Source organism: Marivivens niveibacter, assembly GCF_002150005.2.
GTDB classification, from domain to species: Bacteria; Pseudomonadota; Alphaproteobacteria; order Rhodobacterales; family Rhodobacteraceae; genus Marivivens; species Marivivens niveibacter.
Genome location: NZ_MSPP01000001.1, coordinates 514,177 through 540,024, shown reverse-complemented (window position 1 = coordinate 540,024; position 25,848 = coordinate 514,177). Strand labels below are relative to the sequence as shown.

The 25,848-nt window shown below is 55.2% G+C and carries 24 protein-coding genes and 1 tRNA gene; 15 read left to right on the top strand and 10 right to left on the bottom strand.

Going from position 1 to position 25,848, the window contains the following annotated elements:
* The first annotated feature begins 31 nt into the window (after positions 1–31).
* Genes BVC71_RS02725 through BVC71_RS02695 form a run of 7 tightly spaced genes read left to right on the top strand, consistent with a single transcriptional unit; the run spans position 32 to position 6,376 of the window.
* Entirely contained in the window at positions 32–877 is an 846-nt protein-coding gene (locus BVC71_RS02725; RefSeq protein WP_086450087.1) for an SPOR domain-containing protein, read from the top strand.
* Positions 878–886: 9 nt separating this feature from the next.
* Positions 887–2,071 carry a D-alanyl-D-alanine carboxypeptidase family protein gene (locus tag BVC71_RS02720; protein ID WP_086450086.1) on the top strand — a complete coding sequence of 395 codons (1,185 nt, stop codon included), beginning with the start codon at positions 887–889 and terminating at the stop codon, positions 2,069–2,071.
* 9 nt (positions 2,072–2,080) lie between these two features.
* A complete protein-coding gene (tmk, locus tag BVC71_RS02715; protein WP_086450085.1) occupies positions 2,081–2,698 on the top strand; it encodes a dTMP kinase in 618 nt (205 codons plus the stop codon).
* On the top strand, positions 2,695–3,825 hold the full coding sequence (locus BVC71_RS02710) for a DNA polymerase III subunit delta' (RefSeq protein ID WP_086450084.1): 1,131 nt from the start codon (positions 2,695–2,697) through the stop codon (positions 3,823–3,825). The genes tmk and BVC71_RS02710 overlap by 4 nt, the downstream gene beginning before the upstream one ends.
* A gap of 7 nt (positions 3,826–3,832) precedes the next feature.
* On the top strand, positions 3,833–4,618 hold the full coding sequence (locus tag BVC71_RS02705; protein ID WP_086450083.1) for a TatD family hydrolase: 786 nt from the start codon (positions 3,833–3,835) through the stop codon (positions 4,616–4,618).
* Positions 4,618–5,415, top strand: a complete 798-nt coding sequence (locus BVC71_RS02700) for an MBL fold metallo-hydrolase (RefSeq protein WP_086450082.1) — start codon at positions 4,618–4,620, stop codon at positions 5,413–5,415. Before BVC71_RS02705 ends, BVC71_RS02700 begins: the two co-directional genes overlap by 1 nt.
* Before the next feature lie 31 nt (positions 5,416–5,446).
* On the top strand, positions 5,447–6,376 hold the full coding sequence (locus BVC71_RS02695) for an AEC family transporter (protein WP_086450081.1): 930 nt from the start codon (positions 5,447–5,449) through the stop codon (positions 6,374–6,376).
* A 28-nt stretch (positions 6,377–6,404) separates the two neighbouring features.
* On the opposite strand, the gene BVC71_RS02690 is transcribed toward BVC71_RS02695, so the two are convergent.
* The 7 genes from BVC71_RS02690 to BVC71_RS02660 all read right to left on the bottom strand — a co-directional run bounded on the left by BVC71_RS02690 (position 6,405) and on the right by BVC71_RS02660 (position 14,804).
* Positions 6,405–7,298 (bottom strand): ABC transporter permease, encoded by an 894-nt coding sequence (locus BVC71_RS02690; protein WP_086450080.1) that lies wholly within the window; start codon positions 7,296–7,298, stop codon positions 6,405–6,407.
* A gap of 5 nt (positions 7,299–7,303) precedes the next feature.
* Complete coding sequence (locus BVC71_RS02685; RefSeq protein WP_086450654.1) at positions 7,304–8,845, bottom strand: ABC transporter permease; 1,542 nt, start codon at positions 8,843–8,845, stop codon at positions 7,304–7,306.
* Positions 8,846–8,931: 86 nt separating this feature from the next.
* A complete protein-coding gene (locus BVC71_RS02680; protein ID WP_086450653.1) occupies positions 8,932–10,041 on the bottom strand; it encodes an extracellular solute-binding protein in 1,110 nt (369 codons plus the stop codon).
* Positions 10,042–10,131: 90 nt separating this feature from the next.
* Complete coding sequence (locus BVC71_RS02675; protein WP_086450079.1) at positions 10,132–11,232, bottom strand: ABC transporter ATP-binding protein; 1,101 nt, start codon at positions 11,230–11,232, stop codon at positions 10,132–10,134.
* 222 nt (positions 11,233–11,454) lie between these two features.
* Positions 11,455–14,013, bottom strand: coding sequence for a Hint domain-containing protein (locus BVC71_RS02670; protein WP_086450078.1), 2,559 nt, complete (start codon positions 14,011–14,013; stop codon positions 11,455–11,457).
* A gap of 148 nt (positions 14,014–14,161) precedes the next feature.
* Positions 14,162–14,247 (bottom strand) — tRNA-Leu (locus tag BVC71_RS02665).
* Between the two features lie 53 nt (positions 14,248–14,300).
* Positions 14,301–14,804, bottom strand: a complete 504-nt coding sequence (locus tag BVC71_RS02660) for a DUF2306 domain-containing protein (RefSeq protein ID WP_086450077.1) — start codon at positions 14,802–14,804, stop codon at positions 14,301–14,303.
* A 101-nt stretch (positions 14,805–14,905) separates the two neighbouring features.
* Here BVC71_RS02660 and BVC71_RS02655 point away from each other — a divergent pair, with 101 nt between their 5' ends.
* The 4 genes from BVC71_RS02655 to BVC71_RS02640 all read left to right on the top strand — a co-directional run bounded on the left by BVC71_RS02655 (position 14,906) and on the right by BVC71_RS02640 (position 18,927).
* Complete coding sequence (locus BVC71_RS02655; protein WP_086450076.1) at positions 14,906–15,691, top strand: LytTR family DNA-binding domain-containing protein; 786 nt, start codon at positions 14,906–14,908, stop codon at positions 15,689–15,691.
* Positions 15,692–15,694: 3 nt separating this feature from the next.
* Complete coding sequence (gene lipB, locus BVC71_RS02650) at positions 15,695–16,354, top strand: lipoyl(octanoyl) transferase LipB (RefSeq protein WP_086450075.1); 660 nt, start codon at positions 15,695–15,697, stop codon at positions 16,352–16,354.
* A gap of 271 nt (positions 16,355–16,625) precedes the next feature.
* Positions 16,626–18,299: a cytochrome c oxidase subunit I gene (locus BVC71_RS02645; RefSeq protein ID WP_086450074.1), complete on the top strand. Its 1,674-nt coding sequence runs from the start codon at positions 16,626–16,628 to the stop codon at positions 18,297–18,299.
* A gap of 121 nt (positions 18,300–18,420) precedes the next feature.
* Positions 18,421–18,927: a DUF2244 domain-containing protein gene (locus BVC71_RS02640; RefSeq protein ID WP_086450073.1), complete on the top strand. Its 507-nt coding sequence runs from the start codon at positions 18,421–18,423 to the stop codon at positions 18,925–18,927.
* A 40-nt stretch (positions 18,928–18,967) separates the two neighbouring features.
* Here the strand turns inward: BVC71_RS02640 and BVC71_RS02635 are convergent, their stop codons facing one another.
* The gene (locus BVC71_RS02635; RefSeq protein WP_086450072.1) at positions 18,968–19,420 is read right to left on the bottom strand and encodes a GatB/YqeY domain-containing protein; all 453 of its coding nucleotides are present in this window, start codon (positions 19,418–19,420) and stop codon (positions 18,968–18,970) included.
* A gap of 156 nt (positions 19,421–19,576) precedes the next feature.
* Between BVC71_RS02635 and carA the strand changes: the two genes are divergently transcribed.
* Both carA and BVC71_RS02625 read left to right on the top strand, forming a co-directional pair.
* Positions 19,577–20,737, top strand: a complete 1,161-nt coding sequence (gene carA / locus BVC71_RS02630; protein WP_086450071.1) for a glutamine-hydrolyzing carbamoyl-phosphate synthase small subunit — start codon at positions 19,577–19,579, stop codon at positions 20,735–20,737.
* A 64-nt stretch (positions 20,738–20,801) separates the two neighbouring features.
* Positions 20,802–22,646, top strand: coding sequence for a glycosyltransferase (locus BVC71_RS02625; RefSeq protein WP_086450070.1), 1,845 nt, complete (start codon positions 20,802–20,804; stop codon positions 22,644–22,646).
* Here the strand turns inward: BVC71_RS02625 and BVC71_RS02620 are convergent.
* Positions 22,643–23,290, bottom strand: coding sequence for a GntR family transcriptional regulator (locus BVC71_RS02620; RefSeq protein ID WP_086450069.1), 648 nt, complete (start codon positions 23,288–23,290; stop codon positions 22,643–22,645). The genes BVC71_RS02625 and BVC71_RS02620 overlap by 4 nt on opposite strands.
* A 99-nt stretch (positions 23,291–23,389) precedes the next feature.
* Between BVC71_RS02620 and BVC71_RS02615 the strand changes: the two genes are divergently transcribed.
* Together BVC71_RS02615 and BVC71_RS02610 are read left to right on the top strand one after the other, a co-directional pair.
* Positions 23,390–24,034: a pyrimidine 5'-nucleotidase gene (locus BVC71_RS02615; protein ID WP_086450068.1), complete on the top strand. Its 645-nt coding sequence runs from the start codon at positions 23,390–23,392 to the stop codon at positions 24,032–24,034.
* 41 nt (positions 24,035–24,075) lie between these two features.
* The gene (locus BVC71_RS02610; RefSeq protein WP_086450067.1) at positions 24,076–25,275 is read left to right on the top strand and encodes a UbiH/UbiF family hydroxylase; all 1,200 of its coding nucleotides are present in this window, start codon (positions 24,076–24,078) and stop codon (positions 25,273–25,275) included.
* 3 nt (positions 25,276–25,278) lie between these two features.
* Here BVC71_RS02610 and BVC71_RS02605 read toward each other — a convergent pair whose 3' ends face one another.
* Positions 25,279–25,818, bottom strand: coding sequence for a hypothetical protein (locus BVC71_RS02605; RefSeq protein WP_240516759.1), 540 nt, complete (start codon positions 25,816–25,818; stop codon positions 25,279–25,281).
* Positions 25,819–25,848 lie beyond the last annotated feature (30 nt).

Sequence of the window (25,848 nt, the reverse complement as noted above, 5' to 3'; positions counted from 1 at the left end):
GGAAAATCGTTTCAATAAAGGGGCATAGGCAATGGCAGGCATTCAAGGCATGTTACGCAGCAGCGTGATTGGTGCGGTCGTCATGGTGGCGTTAGCAGGATGCGATGAAACCGGAGCGTTTCAGATGCCGCAATTCGGCGGCGCAGAAGCGCAACTAGACGACAGCGGCCAAAGTGTTCAACTGGTTGAACGCGATGTCGAAGCGCCAGAAGTATTTCAGGTGACTGAATCAGGCCTGTGGGACGGTCGCCCATCGCTGGGCGGTGTTTGGGTTGCCCACCCAGATGTTGCCGAACCTGAACGGGTCATCATTCGAAACCAATCAAACGGCAAATTTGTGATCGGCGCATTGTTCCGGCGCGAACGTGCGCAACCGGGACCAGCGTTGCAGGTGTCATCGGACGCAGCGCTTGCGCTTGATTTGCTGGCTGGTGCACCGACGCCTTTGCAAGTGACCGCACTGCGCCGCGAAGAAGCACCTATCGAAGCCCCTGCGCCCATTGCAAACTTCGACGAAGCCGAAGCGTTAGAAGCCCCTGCCGTCGAAACCATGTCGCTTGACCCGATCGCGAATGCCGAAGCTGCAATTGCAAACGCCGAAGCAGAGCAAGCATCAACGCCCCCTGCCCCCGTCAGCAGCAGCTTGACCAAACCCTTCATTCAAATCGGTATCTTTTCGATTAAAGAAAATGCAGATCGGACCGCGCAATTGCTGTCATCGAACGGCATTACGCCATCTGTACTGACGGGTGAAACATCAGGGCGCGCGTTCTGGCGCGTGGTTGTTGGCCCTTCGCAAACCAGCGACGAACGCAGCGCATTGCTAAACCGTATCAAAGGGTTGGGTTTCGAAGACGCCTACCCCGTCACGAACTAAGAGGTCCCTATGTTCCGCATTCTTTCCCGACTGCTGACCGCGCTGACCTTTGGCGTATTTGCAGCATCCGCCCATGCACAAACGTTCGAAACGCCGGCGCGTGCCGCTTATGTCTATGACGTATCGACCGGCACCGTCCTGCTGTCGAAAAACGCGCAAACCGCGCTGCCTCCTGCGTCGATGTCGAAGCTCATGACCATTTACATGGCATTCGAGGCTATCGCAGACGGACGTTTGAGCATCGACGACGAACTGCTCGTGTCTCAGCACGCAATGGATTACCAAGGCTCGTCCATGTTTCTTCGGGCTGGCGAACGCGTCAGCGTCGAGGACCTGATCCGCGGCGTGATCGTTCTATCAGGGAACGATGCCAGCGCGGTATTGGCGGAAAACCTATCGCCAGACGGAACCGAGGCAGGTTTTGCCCAAATGATGACGACCCGTGCCCAGCAGATGGGTATGGTCAATTCGACTTTTGCAAACTCTAACGGCTGGCCACATCCTTTACAGCGTATGTCGGTCGAAGATTTGGGCATCCTTGCCAATGCGATCATCCGCGATTTCCCGACCTTCTACCCAATCTTTTCCGAAGAAAGCTTTGCTTTCGACGGGCGCGTTCCGTCGAACAGCCAGAACCGCAACCCGATCTTGGGTCTGGGCCTAGGTGCGGACGGATTGAAAACCGGCCATACCCAAGAGGCGGGATATGGATTGGTTGGTTCAGCTAAACAAGGTGACCGCCGCGTAATTTTTGTCATCACGGGTCTGGAAAGCGCAGCATCACGCGCCGAAGAATCCGAACGCATCCTGAACTGGGCCTTTCGGCAATTCGCACAAAAGGACGTGATCGCAGCCGGTACGCGCGTTGCCGAAGCAGATGTTTGGATGGGCCAATCCGAAACAGTCGGCCTGACCGTCGCAGAAGATGTTTCCATGTTGATCCCGATTCTGAACCAAGGCGAAGTCGCAGGTGATGTGGAATTCAGCGCTCCTCTAGAAGCGCCAATTGTAGCAGGCCAAGAAGTTGGCGAACTGGTGATCAAACTCGATAACCTACCCGAACGTCGTTTTCCTTTGATCGCCGAGTCCGATGTCGCTCGCGGTGGGTTTACGACCCGTGTCAAAACGGCTGCTCTGGTTCTTTTGGATAAAATCGTGCAAGAACCAACCGAAGCTTCTGCCGACAATTCCTAAGGCCTGATTATGACCGGACAATTGATCACATTCGAAGGGATCGACGGGTCCGGAAAATCGACCCAAGCGCGCATGTTGGTGGAACGCCTTCGCGCCAAAGGGCACGACGTAATCCATACCCGCGAACCGGGCGGCAGCACTGGCGCCGAAGAAATCCGCGCCCTGATCCTGAATGGCGATGCGGATCGTTGGTCAGCAGAAACCGAAATCCTGCTATTCACCGCGGCCCGCCGCGACCATCTGGAAAAAACGATCCTTCCGGCCATCGAGGCCGGTCAGATCGTGGTCTGCGACCGTTTCGCGGATAGCACCCGTGTTTATCAAGGTGCGACCCGAGGCGACCTACGATCGGTGGTCGACAAGTTGCACGAGCTGATGATCGGACACGAACCTGACCTGACCTTTATCATTGATATGGACCCAGAAATCGCGCTGAATCGTGGCCTTGCCCGTGTCGGTGCAGAAGAGCGGTTTGAAAACATGGGTCTGGCGTTTCAGGAAACCGTGCGTCACGGGTTTCTATCCATCGCGCATAGCGCCAAAGACCGCTGCATCATCGTAGATGGCAACCGCACGCCCGAACAGGTCAGCGCCGAAATCCTAGCGATATTCGAGGACCGCGCATGAGCGACGACGCTCTGCCAGAACCGGATCGGATCGAAGGCGCACCGCATCCGCGTGAAACCGCGCGGTTGATCGGGCAATCCCGCGCCGAAGAAGCGTTTCTAGAGGCCTATAATTCGGGACGTCTGCATTCGGGTTGGATGATCACAGGGCCCAAAGGGATCGGCAAAGCAACCCTAGCCTATAAAATCGCGGCCTTTTTGTTGGCGGAAAACCCTGACGGAAATGCGGGCCTATTTGGCGACGCCCCGCCCCTGCCGACGACTTTGGACATTGGCGAAGAACACCCCGATCTGCGCCTGATCCGCGCGGGCAGCCACCCGCGCCTGACCATCGTGCGCCGCCCCGTCGACGAAAAGACGGGCAAGCTGAAAACCGAAATCACAGCCGATCCTGTTCGCGACCTAAAGAAATTCTTTCACATGTCATCAACCGATGGCGGACGCCGCGTGGTGATCGTGGACGCAGCTGATGAAATGAACGTCACCGCCGCAAACTCGATCCTGAAAGAACTAGAAGAGCCGCCCGCGCGCACCACGATCCTGTTGCTATCGCACCAGCCGTCAAAATTACTGCCGACCATCCGGTCCCGTTGCCGCGAATTGCGCTGCACCACGTTAAACGCGGACGATATGAACGACGCATTGGCCCAAGCGGACATTCACGTGGACGAAACCGAAAGCCTTGCCACATTATCAGGCGGATCGGTCGGCGAAGCGATCCGTTTGATCAACCACGATGGGCTGCAGCTGTATCGCGAATTGGTTCACCTGTTCGACCGCCTGCCAACCGTAGACCGCAGTGCAGCATTAAAACTGGCCGAAAGCTGCACCGGCAAAACTGCCGAAGTGCGGTTTGAAATGGCGCTGGACCTGATTGACCTGTTCCTTGCCCGCACCGCCCGCGCGGGCCTGCTGGGCGAACCCCATTCCCAAGGCGCAAACGGCGAAGCCCGCCTGCTGGCTCGCCTAGCCCCCCACGATCAGGCCGCCCGCAAATGGGCCGACCTGCAACAGCAGCTGAGCCTCAAGGTGCGTCGCGGACGGGCGGTGAACCTTGACCCTGCTGCATTGATCCTAGATATGATTTTCAAGATCGAAGAAACGGCGCGCAGCACCGCCGCAACCTGAGGCACCCATGACCGCAGCCATCGTAGATAGCCATTGTCACCTAGACTTTCCCGACTTTGACGAAGAACGCGCCGAGGTGATCCAGCGCGCCGTCGATGCGGGCGTCGAACGCATGGTGACCATCTGCACAAAGCTGCACAACGAACCAAAGGTCCGCGAAATCGCCGAAACCTTTGACCCCGTTTTCTACGCGGTCGGCATCCACCCAATGAGCGCCGCAGATCAACCTTTGGTCAGCGTTGATCAATTGGCGGACTACGCCAAACACCCCAAAATGGTGGGCATCGGCGAAACGGGTCTGGATTACCACTACACGCCCGACAGCGCCGACATCCAAAAACAATCGCTGCGCATCCATATTGATGCCGCCCGCGAAACAGGCCTTCCGCTAATCATTCACAGCCGCAACGCGGATGACGACATGGCCCAAATCCTGCGCGAAGGTATGGACAACGGCGCCTACACCTGCGTCATGCATTGCTATTCGTCGGGGCCTGAACTGGCCCGCGCTGCGCTGGACATGGGGTTTTATCTGTCGATGTCGGGCATCGCGACCTTCCCCAAATCCCAAGAGGTCCGCGATATTTTCGCAGCCGCCCCGCTTGACCGCATTCTGGTCGAAACGGACAGCCCGTACCTTGCCCCGAAACCGTTTCGCGGCAAACGCAACGAACCTGGCTATACCATCCACACGGCCCAAGTTGGCGCGGATGTGTTCGGCATGACCTATGATGATTTCGCCGCCGCCACGACCGCGAACTTTGACCGACTGTTCACAAAGGCGCATCTGTGATGGCGCGGCTGGATATCACCATCTTGGGCTGTGGGTCGTCGGGCGGTGTGCCGCGTATCGGCGGCAACTGGGGTGACTGCGATCCAGCCAACCCGAAAAACCGCCGCCGTCGCTGTTCCATTCTGGTCGAACGTTTTGACGGCGACGCCGTGACGCGCGTGTTGATCGACACCTCCCCCGATATGAAAGACCAGTTGGTTGATGCGGGCGCAGGAACACTGGACGGCGTCGTTTTCACCCATTCCCACGCCGACCATACCCACGGGTTGGATGACCTGCGTCAGGTGGTGTTTAACACGCGCCAACGGCTTCAGGTTTGGGCGGACGGCGATACGTCCGAAAGCCTGCTGTCGCGGTTCGGCTATGCCTTTGTCCAACCCAAAGGGTCGCCCTACCCGCCTATTTTGGAACTGAATTACATCGACGGTGATGTGACAGTTCCAGGCGCTGGCGGTGACATCGTTTTGACCCCGTTCCGCGTGAACCACGGGTCGATCGACGCGCTGGGGTTCCGGATTGGCGATGTGGCCTACCTGCCTGATGTTGCGACGATCTATGATGATGCGTGGGATATCCTGAACAATCTGGATTGCTGGATTGTTGATGCTTTGCGCCGCGATCCGCACCCGACCCATTCGCATCTGGCGCAAACGCTGGAATGGATCGACCGCGTGCAGCCGAAACAGGCCGTATTGACCAACATGCATATCGACCTTGATTATGAAACGGTTGCAGCGGAAACGCCTGACCATATTATCCCCGCTTATGACGGGCTAAAGCTGTCGTTTAATATTTAATGTCCGGCGGGCTCCGCCGAAGGAGCCCAATATGGCCACCCTGCTGCAGGTCGTTTTACCTGTTTTCATCGTTATTGCCTTTGGCTACGCAGCCGCGTGGCGCGAATATTTCAGCAAAGCCGCCGTTGATGCGCTGATGACCTTTGCCCAAGGTTTCGCCATCCCGATGCTGCTGTTTCGGTCCATGACGCAACTTGATCTGGCGGCCAGCTTTGACCCTGCGCTATGGGGTGCGTTTTATACGGGCGCGCTGTCCGGTTTCGCCGCTGGGATTATCGGCGCGCGGTTCCTGTTCAAACGCGAATGGGAAGACTGCATTGCCATCGGCTTTATCGGGTTGTTTTCGAATTCCCTGTTGCTGGGTCTGCCGATCACCGAACGCGCATATGGGGCCGACGCACTGGCCGCGAACTATGCCATCATCGCGATCCATTCGCCGTTCTGCTACGCCGTAGGGATCACGGCGATGGAGATCGTGAAAAACCGTGGCGGGTCGCTGGCGAAACTTCCGGGCAAGGTCGCCAACGCGATGCTGCATAACGCGCTGATTGTGGGCATTCTGGCGGGTATCGCGGTGAACGTGACCAACCTGCCCCTACCAACCGTATTCACCGAAGCCGTAGACCTGATGGCCCGCGCGGCGCTGCCGACCGCTCTGTTCGGATTGGGCGGCGTGTTGTACCGCTACAAACCCGAAGGCGACATGCTGACCGTCGCCTATATCGTCGGCGTGTCCCTGATCGTGCACCCTGTGGTCGTTTACTTGCTGGGTGGCGCATTTAACCTGCCGACCGACAGTTTCCGGTCCGCTGTGGTCACCGCCGCGATGGCGCCGGGGGTGAATGCGTTTCTATTCGCGTCGATGTACGGCCACGCCCAAAGGGTCGCTGCATCTGCCGTGTTGATCGGGACAGCCGCAACGGTGGTAACGGCGTCGATCTGGCTCACGATCCTACCATAGAAAAAGGCGGCCAATGGCCGCCTTTCTTTTAACCTGGGCTCATCCCGCGGAGCCGTTCAGACCGCCGCCGCAGAATTTCCAGCGTTGTCAGCAAACAGATCGAGATAAAGACCAAGATCGTTGCCACCGCCAAAATGGTCGGACTGATCTGTTCACGAAGGCCCGTAAACATCTGCCAAGGCAGCGTTTTCTGCTGGGCGGACCCAACGAACAACACCACCACGACTTCGTCAAACGATGTGATGAAGGCGAACAGGCCACCCGAAATAACGCCGGGCAAAATCAGCGGCATCTGCACGCGGAAAAACGTGGTGACAGGATTTGCGCCCATCATGGCCGACGCGCGGGTCAGTGACTTGTCGAAACCAACAAGCGTTGCGGTCACGGTGATGATCACAAACGGAATACCCAGTGCAGCGTGCGCCAGAACAACGCCCGCATAGGTGCCCGTCAGGGTAAATGGCAGGTACACTTTGCCAAATGGCGTTGGGATGTATGGGTTCGAGTAAAAGAAGTACATGCCCGTTGCCGAAATGATCAGCGGCACGATCATTGGCGAAATCATGATCGCCATAATCGCGCGGCGGCCTGGTACGTGGGACTGCGACAGACCGATGGCTGCCAGCGTGCCCAGCGATACAGAAATCAACGTCGCGATCGGCGCGATCTTGAGCGAGTTGCTCAGCGCCAACTGCCAGTCAGAGTTCGTCAGGAAATCCTGATAGTGTTTCAGCGAATAACCCTCTGGGTCCAAACGCAGCATTTCAGGCGTAAAGGTAAAGAAATCCTGCGCGTTGAACGACAGCGGAATGATCACAAGGATCGGCGCGATCAAGAAGAAAAAGATCAGCCCGCAGATCACGCGGTAGCTATAGAACCACGCGCGTTGACCTGTGCTTGCATATGGGGGGAGTGCGGACATGTCTTTTAGCCTCCGAGTTTCACGTTATCGATGCCGACAAGACGGTCATAGAGCCAGTACAGCGCCAGAACGAGCACCAGAAGGATGCTGCCCAAAGCCGCCGCCAGACCCCAGTTCAAAGAGCTGGAGATATGGTAGGCAATACGGTTCGAAATGAACACGCCCTTTGTGCCGCCGACAAGTTCGGGAGTGATGTAGTAACCAATCGCAAGGATGAACACGAGGATCGACCCTGCCCCAATACCTGGTATGGAGTTCGGGAAATAGACGCGCCAGAACGCTGTCCAATCCGTTGCACCCATGGATTTTGCCGCACGCACATAGGACGGGTTGATCGTTTTCATCACCGAATACAGCGGCAGGATCATGAACGGCAGCAGGATGTGGGTCATCGCGATGATCGTACCTGTTGCGTTGTTGATCAGTTCTAGCCGGTTGTCGTCCGCAACGATGCCAATCCACACGAGGATATCGTTAATAACACCCTGATTTTGCAGCAGAACTTTCCACGCGGATGTACGAACCAACAGCGATGTCCAGAACGGCAACAGCACAAGGATCATCAGCACGTTTGCGCTGCGCAGTGGTAGGTTGGCCAGCAGATAGGCTATAGGATAGCCCAGCAAAATACAGCTGCCCGTGATCAGGATCGACAAAACGATCGTGCGGATAAACAGCGTGATGTAGATGCGTTCGTCTTCGGGGCGGGTTTCGACGCCATCTGGGGTCAGCTGCAAATCGACCGAGTTCAGGAAGTACCCCGAGGTGTAAGTACCGCCATAGGTTTTGATCGTTGCCCAAACCTCTGGGTCGGCCCAGCCGTCGTTAGCGTCAATAAACTGTTCGCTGATGACGACAGGTTCCCACGCGGACACGTCCACGGCAGGCATGGCCGCAGCGGTATTGCCGTTCATCAGGTCGCGATACAGCGCGGTGTAGACGAAATCGGCGGGGTCTTCTTCGGCGGGGATGTCGTTGTTTTCTTCGACCGTTAGCAGCGCCCAAGCGTCATAGGCATCCGTGGTCAGTGGCAGCGATGCGCGTACTGCGTCATCCGCCATCCACGCGGCCCACTGCGCCGGATCGGCAAATGCGGCATCCGCATCGGTAAAGCCATCGGTATATGCGTCGGTATCGAAACGGCCAACACGGCGGCCGGTCGAACGGAACATCGACGAAATACCGGTTTTTTCATAGTTCAAACGCGATCCCAAACGGGTGTGCGTTTTGTATTCTTCGGCAATCGCAAGGTCAGTGTAAAAGGCTGCGAAAACCTCTTCCGACGGTGCTTCGCCTGTGTCAGCGTCCCATTCTTCTAGCGCTTCGATGGTGCGCGGGATGGTATCGGGAACGATCTGGTTTTCGACCGACCGCAAAAGCATGTCAAAGATCGGCGCAATAAAGCTGATCAGGATGAATAGCAGCAAAGGCGCGATCAGCATCAGCGCGCGAATTTTCTGTCGGCGCAATGCTCGGTTCAAACTGGATTTGAGCGATTTCCCGTCTGCTGTCGTCAGCAGATCGGCGCCCGAGGTCTGGTCTGTCATGAAATAGTCCTGTCCGGTGACCATGCCCCCCGTTGTCAGGGGGCATGGTGTATTCGTTACAAACCCAAAAGGTTTGTCAGGTCAGATTATTGTGCCAGCCACGCCTGGAATTTTGCATCCAGATCGTCGCGGTAATCAGCCCAGAAATCGTACTGGGTTACGAATACGTTCTGCGAGTTTGCAGGATCGGTTGGCATGTGTGGCGCCATTTCGATGCCCAGAGTTGCGTGGGTACCAACCAGAGGTGCCGACGATGCGCGTGCTGGACCATACGAAATGTATGCAGCCTGATCAGCCAGACGCTGGGTGTCGGTTGCGAAGGATACGAAATCCATTACGCGTGCCAGACGGTCTTCTGGTAGGTCAGCAGGGATCACCCAGCCGTCAAAGTCCAGCATCTGTGCGTCCCACAGCATACCGATTGGCTGGTCTTGCTCTGCGATTGCAGCGAACAGACGACCGTTATAGGTCGAACCCATGACGATTTCGCCGTCAGCCAACAGCTGTGGAGTTTCCGCAGCAGCGGTCCACCAGATCACGTCGTCTTTGATGGTGTCCAGTTTTGCGAACGCTTGGTCCTGACCTTCTTCGGTTGCCAGAACGTCATAGATTTCGTCTTTCGCAACGCCGTCACACAGCAGCGCCCATTCCATGTTTGCCAGCGGACGTTTGTTCAGCGCGCGCTTGCCTGGGTATGCATCGGTGTCGAAAATCGCACAGATGGATTCTGGTGCGGTGTCACCAACCATGTCGGTGCGGTAACCAACGGTGGTCGAGAATACGATCTGCGGAATAAAGCAATCCGAAATGATCGAGTCGCCAAAGTCGTCCGATGCGGACGAACCGTCGTCGCCAGCTGCCAGCATTTCGTCGTGGTCGATTTCCATCGCCAGACCTTCGTCACACAGACGGATTGCGTCAGCGGCTTCTACGTCGACCAGGTCCCAGGTGATGTTGCCAGATTCTGCCATCGCACGCAGTTTCGCAACTGCCTCGGCCGAGGATTCATCCCAAACGATCGATACGCCGTCGTTCATCGCCAAATATGGGTCCGAATACGCGTTGATCTGCGACGACTGGTACGCGCCGCCCCAGGATACCAGGGTCATGTCGGATGCCATGTGGCCTTCGGCCATTGCGGCGCCCGCAGCAACGGTCAGAGCCGAAGTTGCAAGTAGGGTTTTCGTCAGTTTCATAATCATAACTCCCGTAAGTTCCCGGTTGATTTATTTGCGCCGCCCCTCCCGGGTAAGAACGGCGCGTTTTGATACGCAAAGGACGCCTGATTAGGCGTCCAAAGCGTGGCAATCTTCCGCAAGCCAACCAATTTCGATCTGCTGTCCGCGCTCTAGGCGAACCTGATCAGGGGCGTTGCGGGTTTTAATGACGAATTCGTCGGTTCCCGCAACGCGCAGACGCGTGCGGAAAATGTCGCCCATATAGATGAACTCCAGAACTTCGGCTTTCAGCGTATGAGCATCTGGCGACAAACGGTCTTTGTTGATTTCAACGCGTTCAGGACGGATCGACACTTTGGTACGATCGCCCACTGCGCTGACATTCACAGCGCGGGCATCAATCAGTTCGCCGCTGTCCAAACGCACGGTGCAGCGTTCGCCCGAAAGGGTTTCGACCTTGCCCGTCAATGTGTTGTTTTCACCAATAAACTGGGCAACGAAGCTGTTTTCAGGCGCTTCGTACAGTTTATCAGGCGGAGCCAGCTGCTGAATGCGACCATCGTTGAACACGGCAACGCGGTCGGACATGGTCAAGGCTTCGGTCTGGTCGTGGGTCACGTAAACGGTGGTGATACCCAATTCATGCGCCAGACGGGTGATTTCAAACTGCATATGTTCGCGCAGCTGTTTATCCAACGCGCCCAGCGGTTCGTCCATCAGCACCAATTCGGGCTGGAACACCAGCGCACGGGCCAACGCGATACGCTGCTGTTGACCACCCGATAGCTGCGCAGGACGACGCCCACCGAATTGGCCCATCTGAACCATATCCAATGCGCGCTTTACCTTTTCTTCGCGTTCGGATTTGCCAATCTTCCGCACTTCCAACGGAAAGGCCAAATTTTCAGCAACCGTCATGTGCGGGAACAAGGCGTAGTTCTGAAACACCATCCCGATGCCGCGTTTATGCGGCGGGATGTTGTTGATCGACGTGCCCCCGATGCGGATGTCACCATGCGTCGCGGTTTCAAAACCAGCCAGCATCATCAGACACGTGGTTTTACCCGAACCCGAAGGCCCAAGCATGGTCAAAAACTCGCCTTTCGGCATGGTCAGGTTGAGATCTTTGACGACGAGCGTTTCGCCATCATAACTTTTTTGTACACGTTCGAATTCGACGAACGCTTTGTCCGTTGCGCTTGCGGCCAAAACGGCACTCCCTGATGATTACGGCGGTTTGCCCGCCTGTTCTCATCAAACTAAAGCCGTGGTTCATATATATTGCAACATGTTAAACCGATTTAGCGCCGAATTCGCACAATATACAGACAAATGCCCGCCAGAGGGCAAAATGGCGATCTTTTTCATCGCAAAATCACGCGATTACAGGAAAATCGGACACTTACCCATGCAACGGTGGGCGGCTGTCCTTTAGATGGTATCCAAGGACAAGTCGCGAATATGTCTTGGTAGGTCGTTAAATCGCGCGATTGGGCGAGCCATTTGACCATAGCCATCAACCGCACCGAGTCGCCCAACATCGGGGAAAAGTTGCAGCACTTCAGTCAGCGACTCGCGACCTAGTGCAGTCAGACCAAACCGTCCAGGGTAAAAGCTTTCGGATGCGATACCGTTTCCGAAAATAACCTGATGCTGTTCGAACATCAGATGAACATAGGTGACCGACCTAACCCCGTTTGCGTTGCGCACCTTGCCACCTTTCATACGCGCCAAATGTGTCGCGCGGATGAAACGTTCGGACCCGTCCGAATGGCGCGCTGATATCGCGTGCTGAGGCGACACCAGCAACCCACGATCCCCCGCCCAATCACCGGGCTGAATCAAAACGGGGCGTAACGACGGCATTGAACGCAGTTCATTTTCCTGTAGTTGGCGTGCGCCTGCCCATACAATCGGCTGTGGTCCATTATCACGGGTCACTACCAGATCGCCCGGACGCAACATTTCAACCGGAACTTCGCCAGTTGGCGTTAGGATCATTGTACCAGTGGTGAAACAAGGGATGCCGATCTTGAACATTTCGGGGCCGGTATCAACCTGATCCGCCGTAATGTTGTACAAGACCATGACCTCTCCGTTCGGAAAGGTTAGCATCGCAAAGCCGGTGTTCGGATCAACGCCAACGCTCACATCGTTATGGTCAATCGAGTTTCCGTCGGCATCGGTAATTCCGCTGACGTCCAATTGGTCATTGGTAAAACCATCGGCATTGGCATCACCCATGTCGAAATCACCGACATAGTTATACCCCGACGATACGACAAAAGTGTCATCCCCTGCCCCGCCGACTAAAACGTCATTGCCGCCGTCGCCGTTCAGAACGTCATTGCCGTCTTCGCCGTAAAGCCAATCGTCGCCATCACCACCGAAAATGGTGTCGCTGCCGCGGCCCGTCCAAACGCTATCATTCCCTGCGCCGCCGTAGATGGTGTTATTGCCGTCTAGTTCGGTCCCAGGAACGTCATCAATAACGTCATTGCCGTCGCCGGCGTAAACAACGTCGTTACCAGATTGGAAATAGATGGTGTCGTCGCCACCACCGGCATAGATCGTATCGGTCCCATCACCGCTGTCGATGACATCAGTGTTGTTGCTGCCAGTGATCGTATCATCGCCGCCGCCGCCATAAACGCTCACCCAACCTGTCGTCGCAGAGGCATCAATAGCGTCGGCCCCTTCGCCGCCAAAGACACGTTCGATATCGGAAAAGGTCCCTGTGGTTAGACCACCGTCGTCGCTAAAGGTACCGGTTTCATTCGATGAATAGGTGATAGACACCCCACCATCGGACATCTCCAATGTATCCCAATCGTTTCCGCCCGACCCACCGTCAATGATGTCAGCGCCCAATTGGAAAATAGTATCAGCGTCATCCCCGCCATAGATCGTGTCGGTCCCTGCGTCGCCATGCAACTGGTCATCGCCCGCGCCGCCATAAACGGTATCCGTGTCATTGCCGCCGTAGATAATATCGTTACCCATCTGACCGCGCAGGTCGTCAGTGCCATCTTCACCGTAGATCGTGTCATTGAACGTTCCCGTATAGGTGACGTTCAGGTTTAGGCCGCCCTCGATACTGTCCAGAAAGTAACCGTTTTCGTCACGCAGGACGAAATTCGTCTCTGCGTGGGTGGCCAAGACGTAGGTTTCACCTTCGGCCAAGACATAGATGTTGGTCGAAGATCCATCTGTACCAATTTGGCTAAGCGTTATCGGTCCATCAGAGCTGTTCGTGATAGTCAGCGTTGTGGGCGTTACTGGCGTGCCAGAGGCATGAAACGATAAATCATATAGCTGTCCGTCACCGACGATCTGATCGGCACCAGTCCCACCAAACAGCTGGTCGTTTCCTTCGCTCCCGACAATGATGTCATTGTCTGCGCCACCATACAGGACGTCGTCGCCCGAAAGGCCCGACAATTTATCATTTCCGCCACCACCGTACAGTGTGTCGTTGACGTTGTCCTCGCCCGTGAATTCGTTATCAGCGTTCAAGTCGAACGTTTGATCGACAAAGCTGCTGTAGGGTGCGCCATTGGTATTTCCCGATGCCGTCACTTCGTAAGTGACACCCGGTTGCATCTGGCCCGTCGCGATCGACCCAACATAAACGCCGCCGATTTCGACAGTATAAACATCAATCACCGACCCGTCAGAGCCGGTCAGAGTCATCTTGTCTTCTAGATACGCACGCCCAGACGCGACAACGTTGCCACTAGGGTCACGCAAAGTCAGCGTCTGCTTGTAACTATCGTCACCGACTTCTTGGTTTGATCCGTCCCCGCTGAAAAAATCGTCGGTTGTCTCCACCAGCAGCAACAGGTCTGCGTCTTCGATATCAAATCGATATGCGTCGGTAGAGGCTGACCAGTCTGCATCAAGTGTAATGGTCGTGCCGACTTGCGGGAACCCACCTGAATACCCGTTCAGGTCGTCCGGTCCAAAACCATAAATCGTATAAACAGCCATAACCCACTCTTTCACACTGCTGGTAAAGCGTGAAAACGGGACCTGACTGACGGTGTTTAGCCGTTATTCCAAAAACTATACGACCAAGACCGAAACCTATACGATCGGCATTGTCTTTTGCGTAATACGCAGGGATTTCTTGGAAAATTGGTGCGGTCGAGAAGACTCGAACTTCCACGGGTGTTACCCCACAGCGACCTCAACGCTGCGCGTCTACCATTCCGCCACGACCGCACGCCCTGACATGGTGGGTGGTCTCTAACCGAAGACCCTGACCTAGACAAGACCTAACTCTGAGCCGGTAGCATCGATTTTCGCTGCTCTAATTGCCGCACCAAACGTAGGCCCAAGAGCGTCGCGCCGATCAAAATCACATAGACACCAGCCGTACGATAATCGTCGAAAAAGATGCGGTTCACCACGCGCCCCGGCAGGAAATTAAAGAGCCCCGCGACCAAGGCGCCATTCCAATATAAACTACGGAAAACAGCGCGGTGTTGGGCTACCCTACCCTGAAAAATATGACGCATCCCAACAAACAACGACCATAGCGCCAGCACCGCCAGCCCATGGATAGGGCTAAGGATCCAGACGATTGCAAAATCATGAATCCAAAATGACGACATCGCCGTCAGCGCCATTGCGACGACCCAGATATAGCCCGCGACCTTATGCACCTGATCGCGTTTGCGCCGATAAATCGCAAGCGGCCCAAGCACCAGCGCAATCGTTGCGCTGACCGCGTGAATTTGAATGACCCACCCTGCGTCGATAAATGGCTGCAACGTCATGGTAATTTCCCTTTCGCCTAAACAATGTCGATCTGGAAATTTTCGTGCCTGACGGGTATTGATGGCTCAACCATTGATACGCAAACCACACCGAGGCATTCGTGACCAACGCCCGATCGCATTTCGCGCTACGTGAATGGCGGCGCCAATTTTCAAAGCCAATTACGATTTATGCTTTGATTGGTGTCACAATCGTGCTGACCATATCAGGTCCGTTCGACACGGCTTCGGTCATGCGGTTTTTGCCACGGTTGGGATATTGGGCGTTTGTGACCTTTGGCGGCTATAGCATCGGTTTTTTATTGTCGCGCACCATCATCGGCCCCAAAACTCCATCCGATATGTCGATAGCAAAGACCATACAGCTGGCCTGTATCGTTGCTGCCGCATTAACCTGTTTCATTTTCGGCCTGAACCATGCCGTCTTTGGGCCATGGGTCACAGCCGACACCTTTATTCCCACTGCGCTGTCAATGTTTACAATATCAGCGGTGGTGACCGCGACGATCACCCATGTCAGTTTGCATTTCGCCCAATCTGATGACCAGCCGCCCCCCGAGGTATCGCGAGGCATACCTATCCTAGATCGCATCGAATTGGAAAAACGTGCGCCCCTAGTCGCAATTTCGGTCGAAGATCATTATGTCCGCATACGAACAGAAAAAGGGGAAGCTGTCGTGCTGATGCGCCTGTCCGATGCGATCCGCGAAACCGGCGATACAGACGGGCTTCAGGTGCATCGATCACATTGGGTCGCGATACGTGCCGTGACGCGCGCCGAGCGCAAAGGTGATCGCGCCATATTAACGATGACCCACGGCACGGATATTCCTGTCAGCCGCAGCTACATCCCCACGATCAAAGAGGCCGGGCTACTGCCCGCGTAAGATATGGTTGAATGGATCACCTCGACGGGTCTGACCGATTATCAAGACGCCGTTGATTTCATGGAAGCGCGCGCAGCCGCCATTCATGATGGCACCGCAGAAGAGGCGATTTGGTTGGTCGAACATCCGCCTTTGTATACGGCTGGCACCTCTGCAAAGGTGGCGGACCTGTTGGAACCGGATCGGTTCCCTGTCTACCAATCAAAACGCGGCGGACAGTATACTTATCACGGTCCGGGGCAACGTGTAGCCTATGTGATGCTGGACGTTGGCAAACGCGGCCGCGATGTGCGCTGTTTTGTGCGCGACATGGAACAATGGGTGATCGCCGCACTCGCAGAATTTAACGTTCACGGCGAAATCCGTGATGGACGCGTGGGTGTTTGGGTGCCCCGCCCCGAAAAACCGTTGCTATTTGACGGATCTGTCCGCGAAGACAAAATCGCGGCGCTCGGCATTCGCCTGAAAAAATGGGTGAGCTTTCACGGCCTGTCGATCAACGTAGAACCCGACCTGTCCCATTTCGGCGGAATCGTCCCCTGCGGGATTTCAGGGCACGGCGTGACGTCTTTGGTTGATTTGGGCCTGCCTGTGACAATGGAAGACGTTGATGTTGCACTCAAATCTACCTTCGATCGGGTAGTGACGCCCTATTGCGAATAGGACTTTGGTCATATTGCCGCGCCTACATTTTTCTAAATTTCGGCGCGGTATTTGACCTATCTCAAAGTAAGCCCCCGATTTTTAGGACAAACAAGGCCTTAGGCGCGCTTCGTCATTGTCTCCCCGTTGGATGGGGTGCGCCAAAATACCCCATAACATTAGGCCTTTCGGATATTGCCGATAGGGCGGTTTGGCACTAGAACCACCACCAAAGCTGCGGGACGAGTCTGACTCGGCCCCGTTTGTGGAATTCAAATAATGGGAGAGCCAAATGGCAGATGCAGCCATCCATGGCCATGAACACGAAGACAACCGGGGGTTCTTCACCCGTTGGTTCATGTCCACCAACCACAAAGACATCGGGATCATGTACCTGTTCGTTGCAGGTATCGTAGGTTTCATCTCTGTCGCATTTACCGTGTACATGCGCCTAGAGCTGATGGATCCAGGTGTACAATACATGTGCCTAGAAGGCGCACGTTTCATTGCCGATCCTTCGGCACCATGTACGCCAAACGGCCACCTGTGGAACGTAATGATCACCTACCACGGTGTTCTGATGATGTTCTTCGTGGTTATCCCTGCACTGTTCGGTGGTTTTGGTAACTACCTGATGCCACTGCAGATCGGCGCTCCTGACATGTCGTTCCCACGTATGAACAACCTGTCGTTCTGGATGTATGTTGCTGGTGTTGCACTGGGTGTTGCATCGCTGCTGGCACCAGGCGGTAACGGTCAGCTGGGTTCGGGTGTTGGCTGGGTTCTTTACCCACCTCTGTCCACCTCCGAGGGCGGCTACTCGATGGACTTGGCAATCTTTGCTGTCCACGTATCGGGTGCATCGTCCATTCTGGGTGCGATCAACATCATCACAACCTTCCTGAACATGCGTACGCCGGGCATGACCCTGCACAAAGTACCACTGTTCGCATGGTCGGTGTTTGTAACCGCATGGCTGATCCTTCTGTCGCTGCCTGTTCTGGCTGGCGCAATCACCATGCTGCTGATGGACCGTAACTTTGGCACCTCGTTCTTCCAGCCTGCTGGCGGTGGTGACCCAATCCTGTATCAGCACATCCTGTGGTTCTTCGGCCACCCAGAAGTGTACATCATCATCATTCCTGGCTTCGGCATCATCAGCCACATCATTTCGACCTTCTCGAAAAAGCCGATCTTTGGTTACCTGCCAATGGTCTACGCAATGGTTGCAATCGGTGTTCTGGGCTTTGTTGTTTGGGCACACCACATGTACACCGTTGGTATGTCGCTGACCCAGCAGTCCTACTTCATGCTGGCAACGATGGTCATCGCGGTTCCAACTGGCGTTAAAATCTTCTCTTGGATCGCGACCATGTGGGGCGGTTCGGTTGAATTCAAATCGCCAATGGTTTGGGCTTTCGGCTTCTTGTTCCTCTTCACCGTTGGTGGTGTAACCGGTATCGTTCTGTCGCAAGCTGCAGTCGACCGCGCTTACCACGACACCTACTATGTGGTTGCTCACTTCCACTACGTGATGTCGCTGGGTGCTGTGTTCGCGATTTTTGCTGGTATCTACTTCTACCTGCCAAAATTCTCGGGCCGCGCTGCACCTGAATGGGCTGCAAAACTGCACTTCTGGATGATGTTCATCGGCGCGAACCTGACCTTCTTCCCACAGCACTTCTTGGGTCGTCAGGGCATGCCACGTCGCTACATCGAATACCCAGACGCATTCGCTCTGTGGAACAAAGTATCGTCCTACGGTGCGTTCCTAGCATTTGCCTCGTTCGTATTCTTCATCGGTGTGTTGGCATACACTCTGCTGGCTGGTCGCCGCGAAACCCGTCCGAACCCATGGGGCGAATTCGCTGACACGCTGGAATGGACACTGCCTTCGCCACCGCCAGAACATACGTTCGAACAGCTGCCAAAGCGCGAAGACTGGGACAAACAACCAGCTCACTAAAATAACGAAAACCCCGGCCACTGCGCCGGGGTTTTTCTTTGGGATAGTGCGACGTCCTGTACCTTGTCGCGCCCTGCCCTGCCGCTAGATTGCAATCCAGCGAACAGATCAGACGACACACATGCCTTATGAATGGATAGAACCCGCTGACGGCGATACGCCGCCCCGCGCCGAACTGCATCTTTGGCCATACCGTAGTTTGCCCAAAACCGGTTTTGTCCGGTTTATTGGCATCACGGCGATTATGTTCCTATTTCCGATTAGCGCCGTTTTAGGCACTCCGGTTTTATGGGGGCTACTGCCGTTTATCCTACTGGTGACTTGGGCGATTTGGGCCGCCCTACAGCGGAGCTATCGTGATGGTGATATTCTGGAGATTCTGCGCATCTGGGACGAAGAGGTCATCCTCACCCGCGCATCGCATAAAAAGCCGGTGCAAACGTGGACCGCGAATCCCTATTGGGTGCGCGTGACGCAGCACGACACAGGCGGTCCTGTACCGCATTATCTAACGCTAAAAGGAAAGTCGGTGCGCGAGGTCGAGATAGGCAGTTTTCTATCCGCCGAAGAACGCCAGCAACTGTTTAGTGAATTGAACATCGCGTTTCATAGTCCGCGATCAAACTAAACGAAACGGCCCGCCCGTTGAAACGGACGAGCCAAAATGTTTAACCCAACTTGGATTTCACGATCGGGCCTACTGCGCCGAAATCCATTTGGCCTGTGTATTTGGCTTTCAGCGCGCCCATGACCTTGCCCATGTCGCGGATCGATTCTGCGCCAACTTCGGTGATCGCAGCGTCGATCGCAGCCGACACTTCGTCATCATCCAACTGACGCGGCAAGAAATCTTCGATCACTTTGATTTCAGCGCGTTCTTTTTCAGCCAGCTCCAGACGGCCAGCCTCTTCGTATTGGCGGGCGCTTTCTTGGCGCTGTTTGACCATCTTGCCCAAGATCGCCAGAATTTCGTCGTTGGTGATATCGGTCTCATCACCTTCGCCGCGAGCCGCAATTTCGCGGTCTTTGATCGCAGCGTTAATCAGACGAAGGGTCGACAAACGCCCCGCGTCTTTTGCTTTCATAGCCTCTTTCAAGGCCGTATTCAGCCGGTCGCGCATGATATCCCCATCCGGTTGCGAACGATAACAGTGCTCAGCTTTACCCTTAGATCACTTTAGGGGCAACCTTCACAAACCATTGTCAGGTTACGCCTTGACCCTATGTCGTGACCTGCCTAATACCGCATCAATTTGGCCATTAGGGGAGTCGCTGTCATGCCGCACGGAACCAACGAAAAACCGACCGCTTGTCTTGCTTTGGCTGACGGCACGCTGTTTTACGGCAAGGGCTTTGGCGCCCCCGGTATGACCACCGCCGAACTTTGCTTTAACACGGCGATGACAGGCTATCAGGAAATCATGACCGACCCGTCCTATGCGGGCCAGATCGTGACCTTTACCTTCCCGCACATTGGGAACACCGGCGTCACCGCCGAAGACGATGAAACCAACGATCCAGTTTCGGCAGGTATGGTCGTCAAATGGGATCCGACCGAACCATCCAACTGGCGCGCGACCGAAGAACTGACTGCGTGGCTGGAAAGCAAGGGCCGCATCGGTATCGGTGGTATCGACACCCGCCGCCTGACCCGCGCAATCCGCCAGCAAGGCGCGCCGCACGTTGCATTGGCTTTTGATCCAGAAGGCAACTTTGACGCTGAAGAACTGGTTGCTGCGGCACGCGGTTTCAAAGGTCTGGTTGGTTTGGACCTAGCCAAAGAGGTCACCTGCGCACAATCGTACAAATGGAACGAAATGCGTTGGGCTTGGCCTGATGGCTATGCGCCGAACCTTGCGCCGAAACACAAGGTTGTCGCCGTCGATTTCGGCGCGAAACGCAACATCCTGCGTTGTCTGGCATCGGCTGGCTGTGACGTCACCGTTCTGCCAGCAACCGCCACCGCCGAAGAAGTTCTGGCACATAATCCTGACGGCGTGTTCCTGTCGAACGGTCCTGGCGACCCGGCCGCGACGGGCGAATACGCGGTTCCGATGATCAAACAGGTTCTGGAAACCACCGACCTGCCTGTATTCGGGATCTGTCTGGGCCACCAAATGCTGGCACTGGCACTGGGCGCAAGCACTGTGAAAATGAACCACGGCCACCACGGCGCAAACCACCCTGTCAAAGACCACGATACGGGCAAGGTTGAAATCACGTCGATGAACCACGGCTTTACCGTGGACAGCCAATCGCTGCCTGAAAACGTTGTGGAAACTCACGTGTCCCTGTTTGACGGTTCGAACTGTGGTATCCGCGTGGCTGACCGCCCTGTCTTCTCGGTTCAATACCACCCAGAAGCATCGCCAGGCCCACAAGACAGCTTCTATCTGTTTGAACGCTTTGCCGAAGCAATGGAAGCTCGCAAAGCCTAACCGTTAACGCGGTTTTAACTAAAGTTACCGAAACTCCTGATCCGCAAGGGTTGGGAGTTTTCTTTTGCAGCACGTCGATTGGACAACGATTAAGTCCGCAAAACAGGCAGGACCAACAACCGCATTGGGGCGGGAACTTTTGCGTCGCGGTTTTGGATCGGCAACCCGCATTTGCGACATCGAACATCGTGCAAATAGGTGCGGCGACCATGTGCCCACTGCCCTGCGCCGCAGTCTGTCTGTTCCCCCATCGGTCTTTACCGATATTCAGTCCACGCTTTATCAATCAGACCGTATTGATCTGAAAAATACGCCGCCCGACCTGCGGTTGTTATCAGAGTTTGGGGTTCTAAACTGCCTTACCCGCGGGATTATGCCATGGCGTCGGGTTTCGGGCGAAGTCGTCGTACTCACCGCCAAACCCGAAGAATTTGACAAACACCTTCCCGATTTGACCGAAATCTTCGGACCCGTCCGCATGACCATTTGCCCGTTAGCAGATATCGAACGGGCACTTTGCGCGAACGGCGTCACAGAATTGCGCCTTGCCGCCGAAACTAAAGTGTCAGCGGATCAAAGTTGCCGCGATTGGAATACGCGGCGCGCTGGATTAATCGTGGGCATGTGTGCGGTTCTTATTGCAATCCTACTGATGATCTGGCCGGTTTGGACGACATTTGCGGTTATCGCCTTTCCCATTTTTTGGACATGCGTAAATACCGCATTAAAGGCGCTGACATTACTAGGAAAACCACCAGATTACCTGCCGTCGGCCCCGATAAAGTTACCCGAAAAACTGCCAATCGTGACCATTATGCTGCCGATGTACCGCGAAAGCGAAATCGCAACGCGGTTGATTGATCGGGTCTCCGCATTGGATTACCCGCCCGAATTGTTGGATGTTTGCCTGCTGTTGGAAGAAGACGATCACATGACGCGGCTGGCCCTCAAATCCGCCAACTTGCCGCGGTTCATGCGGGCAATCGTCGTTCCACATGGCGCGCTAAAAACAAAGCCAAGAGCCATGAACTATGGCCTAAATTTTGCGCGCGGGTCGATCATTGGCATCTACGACGCCGAAGATGCCCCAGAAACCGACCAGATAAAACGGGTCGTCTCCACTTTCGCACAATGCAGCAGCCGGGTTGCCTGCCTACAAGGGCGATTAGATTTCTACAACGCGCGCACCAACTGGATGTCGCGCTGTTTCACGATGGAATATGCAACGTGGTTTCGGGTCATTTTGCCCGGTTTAGAACGGCTCGGGCTCGTTATCCCCTTGGGCGGAACAACGCTATTTTTCCGCAAGCACATTTTGGAAACGTTGGGCGGCTGGGATGCCCATAACGTCACAGAAGATGCTGATCTAGGCATCCGGTTGGCCCGTGCGGGGTTTGAAACCCGCATCGTGCGCACCACGACATACGAAGAAGCCAATTGCCGTCCATGGCCATGGGTTAAACAACGATCCCGCTGGTTAAAGGGATATGCCATAACCTATGGCGTTCACATGCGGCGGCCTAGCCAGTTATTGCGCGACCTTGGGCTACGAAAATTTCTGGGGCTTCAGGTGCAGTTTTTGGGCGCCTTGTGCCAATTTGTGACGGCGCCTTTGCTGTGGTCACTTTGGCTGATCCCGTTTGGTATTTGGCACCCTGTCTCTTCCGTCCTACCAGATGCCGCGATTACCGCCCTTGCGTTAATATTTATTGGGTGTGAGGCGGTGAATATCTTTGCGGCATGGCGGGGTATCAATGCGGCCGATCGCAGATGGCTGGCGGTCTGGATACCGACATTGCAATTCTATTTCCCCCTTGCCTCGCTGGCCGCGTACAAAGGGTTATGGGAACTGCTACACAGCCCATTTTACTGGGATAAAACCAGCCACGGTATTTTTGATAAACACTAGGCCTCGTCGGCCACGGCATCCAGTTTCAGGCGGGTCACAAAGGCCTTTGAAATGTGATCGCGCAATGCCTTGTCAGCGGCGTCACCATTGCCTTCTTCGATTGCGCGTACGATGGCGTCGTGTTCCGCCAACGCGTCATCCCCACGACCATCAGCCGCCAATGACGTTGTTGCCAATAGCGCCATCGAACGGTGCACCAGATCCAACTGCTGCACCAAGAACCGGTTATGAGAGGCTAGATGGATTTGTTTATGGAACCGTTTGTTCGCCCGCGCCAGAGCCGCTGGATCACCCAATAGACTGCGATCCGCCTCGACCATATCCCGCAAAACGCGGACCTCTTCGGGCGTGGCGTGGCGTGCGGCCAATCGGGCGGCTAAGCCTTCTAGCTCTCCGCGCACGACATATAGTTCCGCCATTTGCGTATGATCCAGCGATGCGACGATCAAAGAACGTCCATCACGGGTCAACAGGCTCTGGGTTTCCAGACGTTGCAGCGCCTCGCGGATAGGAGTGCGCGACATGCCAAAACGATCCGCTAGGTCGCTTTCCACCAGACGATCGCCTGGTTTGTAGATGTGACTATCAATGGCCTCTAGGATCAGTTGATAGGCGTCTTTTTGCGGGGATTTCGGATCTAGCATGTCTATCTTCATCAAATTAATCGCCACACCCTACTCGGGTGTGCGCAACAATCAACCCAAACAGTTGCGCTTGCGTCATTCTGTATCTACCAAATAACTATGGTTGCTGCATCTTTTTCACATGTTCGCGTCTGGGTTTTCGATCTGGATCACACATTATATCCGCCAGATTCCGCATTATTTGCGCAGATCGAAATCAAAATGACCCAATACATTTGCGATCATCTGGGCATGGAACCTAACGCTGCGGACGAACTGCGTCGGAAATACTGGAAAATATACGGCACCACCCTGAACGGGTTGATGCGGGAACATTTCATCGACCCCGACCCGTTTCTAGAACAAGTTCACCAAATCGACTTTTCACATCTACAGACAGCGCCAGATTTAGCCGCGAACATCGCGGCCCTACCTGGCCGAAAAATCGTCTACACCAACGGCACGCGACCCTATGCGCATCAAGTGTTAAAGGCACGCGGTCTGTCGGATGTGTTCGACGCAGTGTATGGCGTGGAACATGCGGGATACCGCCCCAAACCGGATCAAGCCGCGTTTGAGGCTGTCTTTGCATTAGACGGTGTGGCCCCCGAAAAAGGGGCGTTTTTCGAAGATGACGTTCGCAACCTGTCGGTGCCACATGCGCTGGGTATGCGCACTGTACTGGTCGGCCCCAACCCCGACCCTGCCCCCCATATTCATCATCACACCGATGACTTGACGGATTTTCTGTCGCAGGTCGTCTGACCACCCTTTCCCAAGCCTGCAGACAGGCCTATGTCTGGCGTATGGAAAGAATTACCCCAGACGTAGTGATCGCAGGTGGCGGCGTTGCAGGTTTGTCCTGCGCTGCTGCCTTTGGAACGGCCGGATTTTCGGTGCTATGCGTGGATCCAACGCCGCCTGTCACAGATGTGAACAGCGATGGCACCGACCACCGCACCACAGCCTTTTTCCAAGGGTCACAACAATTTCTGGCAGATGCTAGCATTTGGGACCGTTTGACAGACCACGCCGCTGCGCTACAGGTGATGCGGATCGTTGATGCCGGCGGCGTTGAACCAGAACCCCGAGTTATCAAAGATTTCGACGCCTCTGACATTTCGGATCTGCCCTTTGGTTGGAACTTACCGAACTGGCTGCTACGGCGCGAAATGGTCGCGCGGCTGACGGAATTGCCTAACGTCGATTTCCGCGCTGGGGTTGGTTTCAAATCAATGACCACCCGCACTGGCGAAGCGATCGTCATGCTGTCCGACGGCACCCAAGCTCGCTGTAAATTGGTGATCGGTGCCGATGGGCGAAATTCTGCAGTCCGACAAGCCGCTGGCATCGATGTCAAAACAACGCGCTACGGACAAAAGGCAGTTGTATTTGCCGTAACGCATGACCAGCCCCACAACAATATTTCGACCGAAGTTCACCGTTCTGGCGGCCCGTTCACATTAGTGCCATTGCCAGATCTGGATGGAAAACCACGGTCTGCTGTCGTGTGGATGGAACATGGCCCGACCGCGTTGGATATTCGCGATATGCCAGAGGCCGAATTCAACACTGCCGTAACAACTCGATCCGCTGGGGTTTATGGCGAATTGACGCTGTGTAGCAAACGCCAAGCGTGGCCCATTATTTCCCAAATCGCTGACCGCCTGACCGCGCAGCGCACGGCGCTGGTGGCAGAGGCCGCGCATGTCGTCCCACCCATTGGCGCCCAAGGGTTAAACATGTCGATGGGCGATATGACCTGCCTATTGGAATTGGCAAAGGCAGATCCAGAAAACATCGGCAGTCCGAAAATGCTGGATGAATACCAACGCCGCCGTCATTCCGAAATCGCGCTACGTGTCCGAGGCGTAGATGCATTGAACCGCGCATCCATTGCTGGTGCGCAAGGCGTCCGCGATCTTAGGGCCAAGGCGGTTGAAACGCTATATTCGGTCAAACCCGTGCGCAAAGCATTGATGGAAATGGGTCTAGGCGCGCGATAGCGCCTAGTGCATCCGTCCCATCATCTGTTCGTGGACAGCCTGCATACCACGCGCGGCCATGTCAGATACTTCGGCGGCATGAATGTGCATCGCTTCGATCAGTTCGGGGTCGTCAGTGGTCTGCACCACGACGATGCCTTCATCCGTCACATCAATGGTCGTTTCGATCTTTTCTGACCGTTCGAAAAAGATGTCCAAGGTCGGGCTTTGGATGAAAATCTGCGGGTCGTCTTTGGCCTCAACGCGACCGATCATTCCAACGACATGACTCACCAGCGCATCCATCACCTCGCGGTCGGAACTGGTCGTCAGGGTTCGAATACCGTTGGGCAGATTTTCAACGGTGCGCGACAGCGTGTTGAATTTGTTGAACATGATCGCCAGCTCTTCACTTTCGTGCGGTTCAGCGTTCCGTCCCTGTAGGCCGGGCATACCTCGCATGTCGTGAATCAGATTGCCGTTTTCATCTACTTCATGTCCATGCATCTGCGCAAAAGAAGGCGTAGCAATGGATAGAATAGCGGCAAATACGGCAAATTTCATGGGACCTCCAACACTTTGGCGGACCATAGC